Origin of the sequence: Hyphococcus sp., from assembly GCF_041986965.1 — a bacterium.
Taxonomy (GTDB): Bacteria; Pseudomonadota; Alphaproteobacteria; order Caulobacterales; family Parvularculaceae; genus Hyphococcus.
Genome location: NZ_JBHIXB010000001.1, coordinates 1 through 15,598, shown reverse-complemented (window position 1 = coordinate 15,598; position 15,598 = coordinate 1). Strand labels below are relative to the sequence as shown.

Below are 15,598 nucleotides of genomic sequence, written 5' to 3'. Positions count from 1 at the left end.
TAATGATGACGCAAGATACTAAGACAGATAAAACCCCGCTTGAAGGTGCGACGGTGCTGGTTGTCGAGGATGACGCCGAGGATGCTCGTTTCGCCATGAAGCTCGTCGAATCCCTGGGCGGGCGCGTTCTCCATGCGGATACTGTCAGCGCGGCGCGTGTCCATTGCGCCGAAAACGATCTCGCCGTCATCCTTCTCGATCGCATGCTTGCCGACAGCGAAGACGGTCTTGCCCTGTTTGACTGGTATCGGGAGCTGGAGGCTGCTGCGCCTTGCGTGCTCATCACCAGCCGTCTTGCGACAACCGACGATCATGTGCGCGGGCTCGATCTTGGCGCCGATGATTATATCGACAAGCCATTCGACCTTCGCGAGCTTTCCGCGCGATTAAGAGCGTTGATGCGCCGCGCGGAAACCCAACGTGCGCCGGCAAGCGTGTTCATTTGGGGGGATCTGGAGATCAGGACGCTCAATGAACGCGCGCTCTGGCTCGGCGAAGTCATCAAATTACGGCCCCAGTCGTTCAAGCTGCTCAGTGCGCTGGCCGCCTGCCGGGGAGAAGCGGTCAGCCGCGCAGCGCTGTGGCGCGAAGTCTGGCCGGACTATAGGGGGCTGCCGCCGCAGGACGCCGTCATCAACACATCGATCAACCGTTTGCGCAAGAGCCTCGCCGAACTTGACGCCCCGCCGCAGATCGTCAGCGAAGATATGGGCTACCGTCTGGTCGTGTGAAGGCGCTCAATGGGTAAGATTTCGACATCGCTGGAGACGTCGCCGCCTGAGCCTGGGCCGGGCCCGCGCCGCTCGCTGTTTGGTCAGGCGCTGGCGCTTAATCTGGCGCTGGCGGCCCTTCTTGCGACGGCGGCGATTGCGGCGGCGTTCATGACCGTGGGCAAGGCTGTCGAAAGATCCGCCAAAGCCGATGTTGAAGCGGAAATCCGCATTCTCGAACAGTACCGGGAAGAACACAAAGTTCTGGGATATGCGGAAGCGATCGATTACCGGATCCTGCCCGAGGAAGACGGCGCGCCGGCGATCTATGTTTATCTGCTAGCGCGGACGGATCATTCGCCGATTGTCGGCAGTCTGAACCGCTGGCCTGAAGGCGTTTCCGTCAATAGCGAATGGACTCGCTTTGACGGGCGTGAGGCGGGCGCCGCGCCGGGCGCCATTCTGGCGAAAGTGATTATTGTCGACGAGCGCTTTCCGCTTATCGTTGGTCGTCGCCTCGTCACCTATGAAGCGCTTTATCGCAGCTTTCTTCCCGCATTCATTGTCCTCTCACTGTTGATGGCGGGGTTGACCGCCTATCTGACGATGCGACTGGCGCGGCGTTTCCGAAGCCGCGTGAACGCAATGAACGACGTCTTTCAGGCGATCCGGGCGGGCGACGTCAAAGCGCGCATTCCGGCAGCTCTGTTGGAGCCGGGAGACGAACTCTCCCTGCTCGGCGGGGAGATGAACAACACGCTGGAGGAAATCACCCGGCTGATGAAAGGGCTTGACGCCGTCAGCCAGACCGCGGCTCACGAACTCAACAAGGAGGTCGGCAGGCTGCGTCAGCTCGCCCTGGAGGCGGGCGAACAGGACATCGCCAAAGGCGCCGATGCGCTGCTGGGGCTTTTGAGAGAAATCCTTGAACTTGTAAAAGTGGAAACGACGCCGGATACGGATATGAGACCCATGTCTCTTTCCACCGCCGTGCAAAGTGCGATTGATCTTTTCGGGGACGCCTTTGAAGAGAAAGAGGTATCGCTGGAAAGCAGGTTTGAGGCGCCGGCGCCGATGATGCTGGGGCGCGCCGCGCTGGTGACGAACGCTGTTGCAAATCTCCTCGACAATGCGCTCAAGCACACGCCTTCCGGCGGCGGCGTCGTCATCAGTGTTACGACCGAAGGAAATACGCATTTTCTTACAGTGTCAGACACAGGCCCCGGCGCGGACAGCGATGATCTCGGCGTGCTTGCCCGGCGCGGCGCTGATGCGGGTGTCGCCAGCTACGGTTTCGGACTTCGCTTTGTACAGGCTGTCGCCATACGCCACGGCGCGCGCGTACGCATCAAAAACAACCAGCCGGGATTTTCAATCTCGATCTCTTTTCCTGCTTCCCGGGCGGGCGATTAGTGGGGCGGGAAAGAATGGGAAATAACTACGCCAGCTTTCAGCGCCATCTGTGGCGCATTCCATAAAGAGGGGATACAGACCATGTTAAACGCGAATTTGAAAATGCGCGCGCTCTCCGGCGTCAAGGCGTTTGGGGCGGCGCTTGGCGCGTTCATCGCCTGTGTCGCAAGCGACGCTAAGGCCGGCAGTTGCGAGGACGGCTGCATGACCCTATGCAACAAGACAGGAAGCACTGTCTGGATCGCCACGTTGCACCGAGTGGGCGGGCTGGGATGCGCGTTTTCGGGCAACGGGTGCGCCAGCGTGACCGAGGGCTGGTGGAAGCTTGATCCGGGGAAATGCTTTGAGCCGGACGCTGCTCTCTTCTGGGAAACCTATTACTCCATTTTCCGGGAGGCGCCGGACGGAAGCCGCATCTATCCGCAATGGCCAAAGGATCAAGGGGTGCTGAACGGAAACAAGTATAAAGGGCTCTCCGGCTATTCGGGCTACTCCATGTGTGTCGATAAGGATAAAGCCTTTCGCCGCAAAATTTCCGGCAAGCCGATCACAGCCTTTAACGAAACATGTCCCAGCGGCTATGTGAAATCGCCAGTGAATCTCTATACCCGCGCCGAAGCTGGCTATAGTCTTTCCTATTCCATAAAATAAGCTCTTCCATTGCCGAATGGCGGTCGAAGCCGGGATCCGCGGTATCAATCGCGTTTTCCGCACAATGAAGGATTAACGCCAGTTATGGAAAACAACCTGGACGCCTTGTGGCGGCGTGCAGCGCTCTGGCCCGATAGCGCGGCGAGCCTATTGAGCGCGGCGCGCGAAAGCCGGCGCGCGGACGCCGACGTCGATGACCAATCGAAAAGGAATTTGCACGGCGCCTATTTCGGCGAAAGTCTTGCGAAAAGCAATGATCAAAAACCGATCGCTGTCGCCGCGCTGGATGCGCTCGCGCCATCGTCGGATGAACAGGCCGTGCGCAGCGCCTATGCCGCGATCAGGGACGTCCTCATCAGTCCCTATGGATCGATGGAATGCTGGGACGCCGTCAAACCATCGTTCTCGGCATGGGATAAGGACCGGGTCTGCGCATCGTTTCTTGAATTCGTCATTCTCGGATCGCCGGACCCGATCGCCGTTCATAACGCCATGCTGTTTCTCTCTTACACCGGTAAGGCTCTGGGGGCTGCGGAAATTGAAATTCTCGGCTGTGGTACAAATCATCTGATTGCGGATCGCGCCTGCAAACTCGCCATGCAGTCGACTTTGCCTGCGGCCGAGAGGGAGCGGCTTGCCTTTGAATGCGCCAGGCATGGAACGCAATTCGCTGAAAGCGAAATTCTCAAAAACATACGCCCCGAAAGCGACCGGCGGATCAAGGACTGGCTGTTGCAACAGCTTTTCGCCGATATGCGGCGGGGCTTTGCCTATATCATCGACGATTACGTCGACTTTATCCTTGACTATATCGAGAGGGGCGACCTCTTGTCGGCGCTCAGGGATCCGGCGCCGCCGGACTGGCTGATCGACGGCGCGCTGAAATTGTTTGGCGATCATTTGTGCAGCGGTATTGACCGGGGCGTGATCTGGCTTGAGCCTGGCGATGACGCGTATGCGCTTGAATGCCTGTTTCGCCTTGTGGAACATGCGACGAGCCGCGCCCTGTCGACTCGTTCCCTCAGGCATTTATCGCAAATTTACTATATCGCATTTTCCCATGCTCATGAGGCGGCGTTGGCGGACGAGAAGGAGGCGCTGGATCAAGGATGGCTCAAGGGAAAAGACGAAGATCTGGCTGCGGCCGCCAGCATCCTCGCCGCCCTGCAAAAGCCGGACAACAGGAAAGAAATCGATGCGGCGCTTGAATCGACGGACAGTAAAGACTTTGCCGACGCGATAGAGATTGTCGAGAATGTATCTGCAGATGATTATTTTTCGACTCTGTTCAACGCTGTCGAGAAAGGCTCTTATCCTGCCTGGCTGAACGGGCTGCGCCGTTCGGTTAAAACAGTGGAGCAGGCGCGCGATGTCATTGCGTGGGCTGAGAAATGGTGCAACGTCCATGAAAACGGCTATTTCTATTATCCCGGCCGGGGCCACGAGCGTGTGCTGCAGGAAATTATCCCGCTGGCGGGCGATTATCCGGGGCTCGGCGGTCCGCTTGTGTTGGCGGGGTTGGAGTATCGATCACCTGCTAAAGATGAAGCTATTCGCGCGCTGCTTGCGTGGCCGGTCAATCTATGGCCGCCGCAGGCCGGCGACAGGCTTCGCCTGGCGCTGAAACACAATACCAGCACGCACGAAGCCTTGAAGGAGGCGTTACAAAAACTGCCGCATAAAGGATGAATCGGAATGATCGCGATGAATATACGTCACGGCGCCTATTCGTTTCTTTCTTCTACAGAAGGTGAAAACCTGATGCGATCGTTTTCCATAAACTCTATTTGAGTTTGTTCAGCGTGTCTTTGTGCTGGTCGATGGCTTGCGAGATTTTTATCTCTTCGGGCAGCGCCAGATAGATTTCATGGACGCGGCTTCTGTAATCGCTTTCGGATATTTCATTTCGATCCGAGACTTCCGTTTCTATATAAAAGGCGAGGCCGTCATTTCTAAATAAGATGGCCGTTTTGGGATCAATGGAATATGTCTCCACAATAATCCCGTCTTCCCAGACGGTTTTCACGGGTCTGTTGTCGAAAAGAAAGTATTTTACGCCGCTGAAATTTTCCATGAGTGTCCAATGATGATGCGATGGTGAAAGCCGGAATAAACCTGAGGCCCTTTAGGGAAGTCAGTCACCTCTAATGGCAGCTTTCCGCATAGACCGGTTCTTTGGTGGTGTATTTATTGCCCACCAGCGGATCACAATAATAGTCGAGCCGTTCATCAGTGTAACGCGAATTGGGGCTGCATTTGCCGCGGCCTTTATTGCCGCTCTGGCAAGTCCATTCATAGGTGCATTCGCCCGCCAGCGTACAGCCCGGAATGGTCATGCTGGAATAGCAGCGCACCATGCGGCGATGGACTTCATTGCGGCATTCATTGATCGCTTTTTGAACGTAAGGTGAATGGGGCGACGGTTCGGCGTCATCATTCGCATTATTGCTGCTCAAAATTGCAGCGATGATGAAGCCGGCGGCGAGCGCGGAGGCGATATCCGGTTCGGTGTGTTGAGACGGACGCCAGGCGGGATCGTCGCAGTGTGAAGAGGAAGCCTTTGTGCGCTTGTCCAGGTCGAGGACATATCTGTCCGGGTATAAAAACAGGGCGCATTCATGGCGAAGAAGGCGCGAATGCGCTGCGGGGTCGCGGGCAAAATACAAGTCGACATATTTCCGGATCATCACCCACGCTCTGTCGCGGTCTTTTTCGACGCCATACCCGTAATTGTAGAGAGCGCCTATTTCCTTGTAGGCGCGCGGTTCATTTTGTTCCGCCGCCTTCGCGTACCAGAACATCGCCTTGCTGAAATCTTCCGGAACCATGAAGCCGTTGCGGTGTTTGTCGCCTAAGGACATTTGCGCGCCAACATGGCCGCCTTGCGCTGCTTTGGTGAGCCAGAGTATGCTTTTCTCGCTGTCCTTGGGAGCGTCTTTCCCGGTCGCATATGTCAATGACAGGGAATATTGAGCCTCTTTGTGTCCGTTTTGGGCCGCTTGCTTCATCCAGTAGAGGCTCTTTTTCAGGTCTTTCGGGACGCCGTCAAAACCGTAACGATAATCACCACTCAATTTATATTGGGCGCCCGCATCGCCATTCATCGCCGCGTCATATGTGGGCGAGGGCGCCTGCGCCATGGCCGCCGCCGGCATCGCAAGCCAAACCGCCGCGGTTGCGATTTTCAGAATTTTCATGCGTCAACGCCCCTTTAATTCATCATATAGACTGTAATGGCGATTTATAGGCTACCCCGTCATGGCGCCGCAATCGACTAACATCTCCGGTTATGGGGCGGGCAGGTTGTCTGGAGCCATGCAGGCGGCGTGTTGCTCAATCCTTGCGCCACGAAAATTTTATGGGGCCATGAACATCCGGATCGTAAGGAACAGACCGCGCGCGATCTCGCCATTCATAAATCGCCAAGGCGAGCCCGTAGAGCGCCGCCATCAGCGCTAGCGGGCGGTCGCGATCGCCAAGAGCGGCAAGGCGCAATGCGTAATCCTGAAAGCCGCCGCTGCGGATTTCGCCAGGCGTTGCATGCTGATGGCTGTTATCGAGCATGAAGGCGAGGGCGCGCCCGAAAAACGGTTCGTGTTCGAGATACTCCGCAAGCTCGCGGTTCAACGTTTCATGGCTATCGCCTGATAACAGCAAAGGTGAAAGCTGGCTGGGAATCCAGTCCTCGTCGCCTTCTGATAGCGCTTCGCTCAGCACCGCCATGTGCATGAGAAGGTCCCGGTCTGCGTACAGGCTCCCAAGCCGGAGTTGAAACCGTTCGTGCAGCCTCTCCACGCGTTTCGATAGTTCCGGCATCGGAAAATTCCTTTCAGGGCGCATCTATTGCGTTCTCCCGCCACGGGGACAGGTCTCAAATATCGCAGGCTGGCGCCATCGTCATCGCAAAGGGCGTTCCTAACCGCAATTGTTAGCTGCCAGCGTTGGCCTGCGGGGCTATCTTTTATCGGCAGGAGGAGAACCGCAATGAACCGCAACGCAATCACGTCATGGGTATTGATGCTTCTCGCCGCCGCTGGCTGTGCGACGCAGGAGGCGGCGGATGGACCGAAAACTGATGCGCAAGCCTCGGCGCCCGCGCCGTGCATTGTCGCCCCGGACCGCGCTTCCGAGATTGCGCCGTCCTGTTGTTTTACGGTTGCCGATCTGGGTGTGGGGCTGGATAGTGAGGATGTTCGTTACCGCCTAATCATCCCCTTTATCCCGTCTTCCAAAATGCGCGACTTAAAGCGCGTACTGCGGGAAAAGGGCTGCGACGCGGTGAAGTCAAAGGAAACCGGCATGTCCGATGCTGAAAAATCGAATGATCAAGAGACTGGCGCCTTCACGCCGGAACAGCGCCGCGCGGCGGTGCGTCAGGCGCGCACCAATATCGCGCAATCGCGCGATGTGGAGATTAGCCGGGCGCTATTGAACTTTGACGCCGCGTTGTCGGCTTCGGAGCGGCTGGCCGAGCAGCGCGCAGCGAATTTCGAGGAGGTCATGGGACAGGCCTATCAAGTCATCGGGATTTTGGCGTTTGAGGCGGGCCTTGCTGATTCTCCAGAAGTGCAGCGCGCGCTTGATTATTTCGCGGCGAATGCATTCTCGGAGGATTTTCTTCCCTTTGCGCTGGCCGGAAAAGATAAAGATGCGTTGACGCAATAAGGGCGTCTTTTATAGAGGGGAGAAGGGGGATACGCATGACGCCGAAGAAGGAGAATGGTTTAAAGCGCGGGCTTGGCGCGTTCTTCTTTACAGGTGCGTTTCTCGTGAGCGTGATCTGGGTCGCGATCTGGTTTGCGGGGGCCCAGGCTGCCGCCCAGTCTCCGGCTCAATCCTCAGCTTCGGAAATAAACAGCCGAAATTTATCCGGCGCCGTCAGTTTTTTCAAAGACGCCCGCGCCGAATATTTTCATATTGTCATGGAGTTCCGGAAAGGCGGCGGCCTGAAGAGCAATGTGATCGCCATTTATGACGTTCCGGACGGGGAGCAATTCATGGCGGCGGATTATTTTCCGGCGACGGACGGGTATGGCCGCCCGGGTTCCGCCTACAGGTTGCATCCGGAAGAAACCGACTATTTCAATGAAAAGATTTTTCCCGCGCTTGTCGCTGCCTTTCCAGCCTATCGGGATATTCCTGCGCCGCAAACGGGCGCCGGCGACATTCAAATCCTTGGCTATGCGAAAGGTCGCCACTTCGAAGACACAGACGGTTTTTTCAAAACCGCCCGCAAGAATGGCTATGTTCCCGAACAGCCGCTGATCCAGATGGTGTGGCGGCGCAATTCCCCATCGGAAAAGTTCCGCCCGTTTTATGAGGTGATGGAACGCGATGGCTGGGACCGCGCCACATTCTGGAACAGTGTTGGGGAAGCAAAAGCTGCGCGAACGGAAATTGGCGCCATGAGCGAAAGCAAGGGCGAGCGCGCGCTTGAGGTCTACCGTCAGCATGAGGCCGAGAAGAAAGCGCGTCAGGAACGCACGTTAGCGGATCTTCGCCGCAAGATGGAGGCCGCCCGACGCCCCGGCGTCGTCTACAAGTCCGGCAAGTTCTGGTCGGGTTTTGATGATTTTGAAACGCCCCGGCGCGTCTTCGAGGGAGATTTTTACGGCGTCAACACGACATACGCCTTCGCCAGTTATTTTGCCGCTTATGTCGAGGAATTTTACAAAAACTGCGAAAGCGCTGTGCCATCGACAAAGGTTCCTTATGACCGCCCGCTGGTGGATGAAGAAACGGGCGAGCGCATCACGATTGAATCCTATGTGGAAATGGACCCGCGCTTTTACAAAGCCTACGCACGATATGAGCGCCGCCGCACGGCGGGGCAGATGGCGGATGGCCTTGGCGATATCGCCGACGGCATGGCAAAGGGGGGCGAGGCTGGCGTTGAAACGATGATCAAAGGCCTGGCCCAGGGCGCAGCCGCTGCGCTCAATCACGGCAATCAAATGGCCGCGTTTCTGCGTGGGCGCTGCAAAAGCGCTACGGTCAGGCAGATGGGGGAGAACATGCTGCGCGCCGCGAAGGGTCAACCTTCGGTGCAGGCGTCCGGCTCTCCCATCGAAGGTGCGGCGGCGGAAAGCCAGCCCTATTCGCAAGAGGATATCCGGCGCGCGTGGAAACTGGGGCTTTTGAAAAATGCATTGGCGTCGAACCGTCGCGGGGATGGCTGGCCGTACTACACCGAACGACTTTACCCGTTAATGCGAATCTACAGCGATCATGTGGATCTCGACAGACTCATGGCGAATTCGGCGTTGCATCAGGCTTTCAACGATCTTGCCTTGACCAAACCGCCGGTGCTCCATTGTTATTACGGCCCAATGGCGTTTGAGAAGGATGGGGGCGTGAAAGCCGAACAATATGTCTTCTGGTACAAGGCGAAACCGGACGGCCTGGCGGCGCTGCTGGCCGCTGATGAAGGAATTGGCGCGCTCGGGGCTGGGTTGCACTTAAGCGCTGAATCTTGTCCGGACACGGATATAGAGGCGCGCCGGATTACATCGGCCGCGAACCAATAGGCCAAATTTTTGTCCTGCCAATAGGAAAGAGTTGAAGTTAGCTGATGACGCCCCCTCCTGGATTTGAACCGATTATGCGGAATGGGCGGGTTGTGCTGCGCGCCCGCCCGTCCTGGCAGTCTTACTGGAGCGCTGGCGTTTTGGCGTTCGGTGTTTTCGCACTCTGGCTTGTGCAAAGAGAAGTGTTCAACGGACTGGCGGACGCAGTGGGCGCGCCAGCGTCACTCTCCGCAATTGGACTGTTTATTGGTCTCGCGCCCATTGCCTTTAGCGTACTTTATCATCGCTTTACCCGCTCTTATGAAATTGAAGAGGGGCAGACGTTGCGCGCGACCGCCGGGTTTGTTTCGCGCGCCAAGCGCCAATTTTCGCTCTCTGACAAAATCCAGTCGGATATGGTGCAGTCCATCCCGGCGCGTTTGTTAAACTACGGAACCGTTGTGTTCTGGACCGGTGACGACAAAAGCCGGCTGGTATGGAAAAACGCGCCCGACCCTGACCGTATTATCGCTTACATAAACGATCTCAAGAATCCGGGGAGGCGTTCCGCAATGGGGGGAGGCGCCGCGCCGCAAGGAAGCGGACATGCGCCAGCGTCACAAGCGTCACAACTGCAACCGGTGAGTGCGCCGCCGAGCCTCGCCGAAGCGAAAAAGAGCCATTACACTCATTTTGGTTCGAACCCGACTTACAAGCCCCGCGCCGAAATGGTCGCCAAACGGTTTAAAACGCCCCGGGGATATTATCTCGATAATGATGACGGCACCGTCTCTCATGTGGAATCCTCGCTCATGTGGATGCGGGCGCCATGGGGCATGGTCTGGAATGGCGCCGGTTTTGAAGGCGAACCCATTAAATTGAATTGGGCGGAAGCCTGCCGGCTGTTCGGCCAGGGCGCGGCAGTGGGCTATAATGTCGGCTCAACCATGGCGTATATGGGCCTTGAAAAGCTCGCCGCGTCGGCTTTTGAAAACGGTTATGATAAAGGGCGATGCACTGTTCATGCGGCGGGGTACAAGGACTGGCGCTTACCAACGGCGGCGGAGCTAAACAAGATGACGCCTCATATTCGCGACTATCGGCGCGATAGTGTTGAGTATGAGGAGATAATGAGTCAGCTTACGGATGAAGAATTCTCCAACTGGAGATATAGCGGCAAGGCTAACAAAGCCATACGCGCCCGTCTCTATCCGGAATTTATGCAAAACCCGACCCATTTGTGGACAGCCACAGGGCTGGGCGGCGGGCTTGCATGGGCCTACGACGGAAGCCTCCCGCCGGGCGATCACAAGGCAAGGTCTGAAATGGGCGTCATTTTCGTACGCCGGATAAAACCAGGCGAGCTTGGCGCGCCCAAAACCATTGATGAGGAAGTCACATGGTGACGCCGCCGGGGGAGTTTCAACGCTTTCAGCGCGGCGGCGCCAGCATTTTGCGCCTGCGGCCCGCCTGGGGGGTTTACTGGCGCGCATGGATCGCCTGCGGCGGCATCATTGCGCTCTGGCTTGTGCAGCGCCCCCTTTTTGATGGCCTTTCCCGGGCGCTTGGCTTTCCGGCGGAACTGTCGGTGCTTGGCGTTCTCATCGGGCTCGCGCCCATTATCGTCGGCGTACTCTACCACCGTTATACGCGATCCTATGAAATCGAAGACGGCGTGAAGCTTCGCGAAAGCGTCGGCTTTGTCGCCCGCATCAAGCGCGAGTTTTCGCTGACAGATAAAATACAGGCCGACGCCGCCCAATCGGTTCCCGCCCGTCTTCTTAATTATGGAACGATCGGTTTCTGGACAGGCGATGACAGGAGCCGCCTTGAGTGGATTGGCGCCCCCGACCCCGACCGCATTGTCGCTTATATCGACAGCCTGAAACATGGCGGCGACAGGCGAGAAGAGCATGCGTTGGTTCAGCCGCAAGTGGAGCATGGCGCCTCTAACGCCGCTGTGAGCGCGCCTGAGCCTGCTTCATCCTCTAATCCGGTTGTGGCGCCGGCCGTTCCCGGGTCGCTCGAAGCTTTCGCCGATGCCGAAGAGGTTTTTGTTCCCCTCGCAACGCCAAGCATCAACATCCTGCTGCTGTTGTTCGTTGGTGAAGGCATCGACTGGGACGACAAAAAGCTCACGCACAATTTCCGGATCAAGCGCTGGCTGAAGTCGAAAGGCGATTACGTCGCCAAGAATGAACCGATCGCCATTATCGATGGCGTGCCCATGCGCGCTAAAAAGGAATATGCGGGGCTCGACCTCAAGGACCCGGTCGTCTATGCGCCTGAATCCGGCCAGCTCGCCTATGTGGAAACGCGAACGCCGCCGATGATGATTTTCGGCGCCATAAAATCAACGCGCGCGCTGATGGTGGAAAACATGGATATTCCTTTCCGCAGCGAGTTGATGGAGGCCGCCGAAACGGCGCTCACGCATCTCGGCAGTCTGGGTTTTCTGGCGAAACTCAACGCATCCTTCACGGCGGCGAAGTCGTCTGATGGGCGCCGGGCGCCGTCTTCATATGTTCTTCTGGATAAGGACTATGCGAACCGCATCCTATCCAACCTTCCTTATGAGTGTCACCTGATCAATAAGCCGCTCAGTGGCGGCGCCTATCCGGAGGACGGATATCTGATCGCCCGCTCGGAAGAGTGGAGCCGCGCCGCTCATCGTATGGAGGCGTGGAAATTCGATTTTGACGCGGCCGGGCTGCCGCGTCAGCAGAATGTGCGCATCAGGTCCTGGGAAAATGAAGATCAATAAGACGCAAGAAAATCTTATTGAACTGTTACTCTCGCGCACCGAAACTGAAATAGCGTGTTTCTGCCTCCATGCTGCGCGCTTTTGTCCTTACGAAGCTTTCGAGATGTATGCTTCAACGCCGGAAGATGGCGAACGGCTGGAAAAGCTTTTTCGCGCCGTTCTTAATAGCAGTGCGCAAGATGGCGTTTCCATCGTCCTGTCGAAGCGCGATCTGGGTACGGTCAGTTGCGCCGTCGGCGCCATGAACGTGATCGGCCCTGAAGACTCCCACTCGGAATTGAAAGACATTGCGCCGGACGAGACCGTTCTCGATGAATTCTCAGAGGCGCTCTATGCGGCTTGGACTGAAGTTTAACTTGCTTCATAAGCCTTGGGCGGAATTGAAGCGAGTTAGGATTGTTCCCCGTCAGCGTGTGAGTGGCAATTGAGGATTTTTGCTTAAGGAGGCTTTCTGGTTCATCGTAGCCCACCAAGGGAGCGAAGATGAAACAGAAAGCCGATGGTTGGGAGACGGCCGAACAACACGTTAAGAACATTCGTCGCAAGACGCGCAAACAGCATGCAACGGAAGAAAAGATCCGCATCGTCCTGTCGGGCCTTCGCGGTGAGTATTCGATCGCTGAGCTTTGTCGCCGCGAAGGTATCGCCCAGAGTTTGTATTACACATGGTCGAAGGAGTTTCTGGAAGCCGGCAAACGCCGTCTGTCGGGCGACACAGAACGTCAGGCCTCGAGCGGCGAAGTGAAGGATCTGCGTTCGGATATGAGCGATCTGAAAGAGGCGCTCGCCGAAACTCTGCTTGAAAACCGCCTTCTACCGCTGGTATGATCTCTACGCCCGCTTCGGCGAGCAGGACCTTGAAGATCGCCGCTCCGGGCCAGGCCGCGTGTGGAACCGAATCCCGGACGACATCCGCAAAGACGTTCTCGACATGGCGCTGCATTGGCGATGGTACAGTGTTGATGCAGCGCCGCCGTAAAATCCGCCAGCAAGAAACAGTCGATGTTGATGCGCGAATGATCTCCGTGAGGCGCGCCTCAATATCGTCAGCTTTAAGCCGGCGCCAATGTTAATCCTTGCTTAGAAAGGACTGTCCGCTTCGGTTTTTGACACACGGCAAATCCGAGACCCTTGCAAACCATGCGGATAGTGATTTCAGATTTGAATCGATGGTTAGGTGAGCGCCAGTTATGAATATCACGCCTGCGAACAATGAGATGTCAGCCAGAGAAAAGTTGCGACCGGCAAGGAATGGTTGCTCTCCGAGGGCCTTGTCGAAGTAAGGCAAATTCTGGAGAGCCAGGGCGCCCCGCCGCGCGCCCCAAGCTTTTTTCTCTTCATCGTTCCATTCCGGCATGCGCCATGGCTGTAGAGCGGGGCCAAGGCCCGGCGTTCCGTAGTGGAAATAGTCGTCTACAGGGTCCAACACCATTATTTCAACGCGGCGATGCATCATATGAATGAACGCCTTCTCCCGCGGCGTGCAGCCGGTGAGTGTCGGGCGCCCATCCAGATTGTCGAGATACTCCGTGATTGCGACAGACTCTGAAATTGCGGCGCCATCTTCAAGCACAAGCACGGGGGTCTTCCCCGTTGGGTTCATTTCCAAAAACCAGTCTTGTTTCTGTTCGGCGGCAACCAGATCGACGGGGTGGAGCTCCACACCGCTCTCAAGGCTCTTTTCAGCGAGGACAATTCGGATGCGCGCCGCGTTTGGCGTGCCGGGGCAATCGTAAACCTTCATCATCAGCTTTCTCCTGAATGCCGGCGGACATCGTATATATTGGGCTTAGTCCTTCTCAAAAGGCTTTCCCTAACTTGGACCGTATCTTTAGCGCCAAGTCCGAAAATCTATATCGGCAATTGTTCGCTTTGTCCGCGTATTTCGACAAATTCCGCCGGATGCATTCAATATTGATCGCAGAGCCTTCGCCATGATCGGAGCAGGATAACACGCTGCGAGACTGCACATGGGCGATGAAACGAAATCTAGCCAGTTGATGAAAGGCTGGGCCGCCAACCGGCGCGAGATCGTGGCCGGCGGATTGATCTTGGCAGGCGCCGCTGCGGCGGGGCCGGCCTTGGCGGCCCGTCAAAGTGCCGCCGGTCATCGCGTCCCACATTCCAGCTCAGGAGACCAAGCGATGAATTCAGATAACTTTGTCCGAACGTCAGACGGCGCGCAGATCTATTTCAAGGACTGGGGACTGAAGAATGCTCAAGCGGTGATGTTTCATCATGGCTGGCCGCTGTCTGCGGACGAGTGGGACGCGCAGATGTTGTTTTTCTTGCAGCATGGCTACCGCGTGGTGGCTCATGACCGCAGGGGACATGGGCGTTCAAGCCATGTGCCGCACGGGCACGATATGGACCACTATGCGGCTGACGCTTTTGCAGTTGTTGAGGCGTTGGATCTGAAAAATGTCGTGCATATCGGTCATTCAACAGGCGGCGGTGAAGTCGCTCGCTATGTGGCGAAATTCGGTCAACCGGCAGGCCGGGTCGCCAAGGCGGTTCTGGTCGCAGCCGTGCCGCCTTTGATGTTGAAAACGACCGGGAACCCGGATGGCCTTTCGTTGGATGTCTTCGACGGCTTCAGAAAGTCGCTTGCGGATAACAGGGCGCAGTTCTACCTCGATGTTGCATCCGGTCCGTTCTACGGTTTCAACCGTGAAGGAGCGAATGTGTCTCCCGGCCTGATCCAGAACTGGTGGCGGCAGGGAATGGAGGGTAGTGCGAAAGCGCACTATGACGGCATAGAGGCGTTCTCGGAAACAGACCAAACAGAAGATTTGAGGTCGATTGAAGTTCCGACGCTGGTCATGCATGGCGACGATGGCCAGATCGTGCCGATGGGAAATTCAGCCTTGAAGGCGGTAAAGCTTCTTCAGAATGGCTCCCTCAAAACTTATTCCGGATACTCGCATGGGATGCTTGCAACGCATGCTGAGGTTCTGAACGCAGACCTTCTTTCGTTTATTCAGAGCTAAGAAAAGGATTCGGCCCTTTGTACATGTGTTGCGGCGGGTTGTTCCTACACCCGGCAACCGCCCCGGATGCCGGTTTCTTCAAGGCTAATTTCGGAGGGTGGATGAAGTTCACGCTCAGGCACTTTTCGCCCGCCAGTTCCGGAAACTTTATCTTAAAGTGGCCATGAAAATGGGGCTGGACACAATGCTGGGCGCTCTGTTTTGAGCACCAGCAGCTTTGAGTTAGATGCAAATAGAGAAGAGTTGAAGATACGGATATTCCCTGCAACGGGCATTAATCTTCCCTGTTAGGGCGATTAGAGAATTTCCAGCTAACTATCGGTAATTGCGGCGACAGTTCCGGCGAAAAGACGGGGAGCGGCCGCAAAAGTCCGGTATTATGGTGCAAACGCCGGGCTCCGAAGGCGGCGTTGAAAACCGTCATCCATCAGAACAAGCTGGCCTGACCCATCGAAGTGCTCCGAGCCATTTGTTAGACTCGGCGGGTTGTGGGGTGGCGCTCATGCCGCCACGCCCTGAGCGTAAGGCGGCATGAACGGTCTTGGCAAGACGGTTTTCGGCGCG

General features: G+C 56.7%; 14 protein-coding genes and 1 pseudogene. 11 read left to right on the top strand and 4 right to left on the bottom strand.

Going from position 1 to position 15,598, the window contains the following annotated elements:
* The first annotated feature begins 2 nt into the window (after positions 1-2).
* From ACFC5L_RS00075 to ACFC5L_RS00060, 4 genes are all read left to right on the top strand, one after another.
* A complete protein-coding gene (locus tag ACFC5L_RS00075) occupies positions 3-731 on the top strand; it encodes a response regulator transcription factor (protein ID WP_375202323.1) in 729 nt (242 codons plus the stop codon).
* 9 nt (positions 732-740) lie between these two features.
* Entirely contained in the window at positions 741-2,123 is a 1,383-nt protein-coding gene (locus ACFC5L_RS00070) for a sensor histidine kinase (RefSeq protein ID WP_375202324.1), read from the top strand.
* Positions 2,124-2,204: 81 nt separating this feature from the next.
* Positions 2,205-2,774 carry a DUF1036 domain-containing protein gene (locus ACFC5L_RS00065; protein WP_375202325.1) on the top strand — a complete coding sequence of 190 codons (570 nt, stop codon included), beginning with the start codon at positions 2,205-2,207 and terminating at the stop codon, positions 2,772-2,774.
* A gap of 84 nt (positions 2,775-2,858) precedes the next feature.
* Complete coding sequence (locus tag ACFC5L_RS00060) at positions 2,859-4,463, top strand: hypothetical protein (protein WP_375202326.1); 1,605 nt, start codon at positions 2,859-2,861, stop codon at positions 4,461-4,463.
* Between the two features lie 94 nt (positions 4,464-4,557).
* Here ACFC5L_RS00060 and ACFC5L_RS00055 read toward each other — a convergent pair whose 3' ends face one another.
* From ACFC5L_RS00055 to ACFC5L_RS00045, 3 genes are all read right to left on the bottom strand, one after another.
* Complete coding sequence (locus ACFC5L_RS00055; protein WP_375202327.1) at positions 4,558-4,848, bottom strand: hypothetical protein; 291 nt, start codon at positions 4,846-4,848, stop codon at positions 4,558-4,560.
* 70 nt (positions 4,849-4,918) lie between these two features.
* Positions 4,919-5,971: a tetratricopeptide repeat protein gene (locus tag ACFC5L_RS00050; RefSeq protein ID WP_375202328.1), complete on the bottom strand. Its 1,053-nt coding sequence runs from the start codon at positions 5,969-5,971 to the stop codon at positions 4,919-4,921.
* 136 nt (positions 5,972-6,107) lie between these two features.
* Positions 6,108-6,590 (bottom strand): hypothetical protein, encoded by a 483-nt coding sequence (locus ACFC5L_RS00045; RefSeq protein WP_375202329.1) that lies wholly within the window; start codon positions 6,588-6,590, stop codon positions 6,108-6,110.
* 168 nt (positions 6,591-6,758) lie between these two features.
* Between ACFC5L_RS00045 and ACFC5L_RS00040 the strand changes: the two genes are divergently transcribed.
* The 6 genes and pseudogenes from ACFC5L_RS00040 to ACFC5L_RS00015 all read left to right on the top strand — a co-directional run.
* Complete coding sequence (locus tag ACFC5L_RS00040; protein ID WP_375202330.1) at positions 6,759-7,439, top strand: hypothetical protein; 681 nt, start codon at positions 6,759-6,761, stop codon at positions 7,437-7,439.
* A 35-nt stretch (positions 7,440-7,474) separates the two neighbouring features.
* On the top strand, positions 7,475-9,301 hold the full coding sequence (locus ACFC5L_RS00035; protein ID WP_375202331.1) for a hypothetical protein: 1,827 nt from the start codon (positions 7,475-7,477) through the stop codon (positions 9,299-9,301).
* A 44-nt stretch (positions 9,302-9,345) separates the two neighbouring features.
* Complete coding sequence (locus tag ACFC5L_RS00030; RefSeq protein WP_375202332.1) at positions 9,346-10,686, top strand: PH domain-containing protein; 1,341 nt, start codon at positions 9,346-9,348, stop codon at positions 10,684-10,686.
* A complete protein-coding gene (locus tag ACFC5L_RS00025) occupies positions 10,680-12,044 on the top strand; it encodes a hypothetical protein (RefSeq protein WP_375202333.1) in 1,365 nt (454 codons plus the stop codon). Before ACFC5L_RS00030 ends, ACFC5L_RS00025 begins: the two co-directional genes overlap by 7 nt.
* On the top strand, positions 12,031-12,399 hold the full coding sequence (locus ACFC5L_RS00020; protein WP_375202334.1) for a hypothetical protein: 369 nt from the start codon (positions 12,031-12,033) through the stop codon (positions 12,397-12,399). The genes ACFC5L_RS00025 and ACFC5L_RS00020 overlap by 14 nt, the downstream gene beginning before the upstream one ends.
* A 128-nt stretch (positions 12,400-12,527) precedes the next feature.
* A pseudogene (locus ACFC5L_RS00015) lies at positions 12,528-12,984 on the top strand (transposase); the annotation flags it as partial.
* A 129-nt stretch (positions 12,985-13,113) separates the two neighbouring features.
* On the opposite strand, the gene ACFC5L_RS00010 reads toward ACFC5L_RS00015, so the two are convergent.
* Entirely contained in the window at positions 13,114-13,788 is a 675-nt protein-coding gene (locus tag ACFC5L_RS00010) for a glutathione S-transferase family protein (protein WP_375202366.1), read from the bottom strand.
* A 400-nt stretch (positions 13,789-14,188) separates the two neighbouring features.
* On the opposite strand from ACFC5L_RS00010, the gene ACFC5L_RS00005 reads away from it, so the two are divergent.
* Positions 14,189-15,034 (top strand): alpha/beta fold hydrolase, encoded by an 846-nt coding sequence (locus ACFC5L_RS00005; protein WP_375202367.1) that lies wholly within the window; start codon positions 14,189-14,191, stop codon positions 15,032-15,034.
* The last annotated feature ends 564 nt before the right edge of the window (positions 15,035-15,598 follow it).

What these genes read in the sequence shown, in the direction of transcription:
- ACFC5L_RS00075 (WP_375202323.1), top strand. Translation starts at nt 3, where the DNA reads ATGATGACGCAAGATACTAAGACAGATAAAACCCCGCTTGAAGGTGCG.
- ACFC5L_RS00070 (WP_375202324.1), top strand. Translation starts at nt 741, where the DNA reads ATGGGTAAGATTTCGACATCGCTGGAGACGTCGCCGCCTGAGCCTGGG.
- ACFC5L_RS00065 (WP_375202325.1), top strand. Translation starts at nt 2,205, where the DNA reads ATGTTAAACGCGAATTTGAAAATGCGCGCGCTCTCCGGCGTCAAGGCG.
- ACFC5L_RS00060 (WP_375202326.1), top strand. Translation starts at nt 2,859, where the DNA reads ATGGAAAACAACCTGGACGCCTTGTGGCGGCGTGCAGCGCTCTGGCCC.
- ACFC5L_RS00055 (WP_375202327.1), bottom strand. Translation starts at nt 4,848, where the DNA reads ATGGAAAATTTCAGCGGCGTAAAATACTTTCTTTTCGACAACAGACCC.
- ACFC5L_RS00050 (WP_375202328.1), bottom strand. Translation starts at nt 5,971, where the DNA reads ATGAAAATTCTGAAAATCGCAACCGCGGCGGTTTGGCTTGCGATGCCG.
- ACFC5L_RS00045 (WP_375202329.1), bottom strand. Translation starts at nt 6,590, where the DNA reads ATGCCGGAACTATCGAAACGCGTGGAGAGGCTGCACGAACGGTTTCAA.
- ACFC5L_RS00040 (WP_375202330.1), top strand. Translation starts at nt 6,759, where the DNA reads ATGAACCGCAACGCAATCACGTCATGGGTATTGATGCTTCTCGCCGCC.
- ACFC5L_RS00035 (WP_375202331.1), top strand. Translation starts at nt 7,475, where the DNA reads ATGACGCCGAAGAAGGAGAATGGTTTAAAGCGCGGGCTTGGCGCGTTC.
- ACFC5L_RS00030 (WP_375202332.1), top strand. Translation starts at nt 9,346, where the DNA reads ATGACGCCCCCTCCTGGATTTGAACCGATTATGCGGAATGGGCGGGTT.
- ACFC5L_RS00025 (WP_375202333.1), top strand. Translation starts at nt 10,680, where the DNA reads ATGGTGACGCCGCCGGGGGAGTTTCAACGCTTTCAGCGCGGCGGCGCC.
- ACFC5L_RS00020 (WP_375202334.1), top strand. Translation starts at nt 12,031, where the DNA reads ATGAAGATCAATAAGACGCAAGAAAATCTTATTGAACTGTTACTCTCG.
- ACFC5L_RS00010 (WP_375202366.1), bottom strand. Translation starts at nt 13,788, where the DNA reads ATGAAGGTTTACGATTGCCCCGGCACGCCAAACGCGGCGCGCATCCGA.
- ACFC5L_RS00005 (WP_375202367.1), top strand. Translation starts at nt 14,189, where the DNA reads ATGAATTCAGATAACTTTGTCCGAACGTCAGACGGCGCGCAGATCTAT.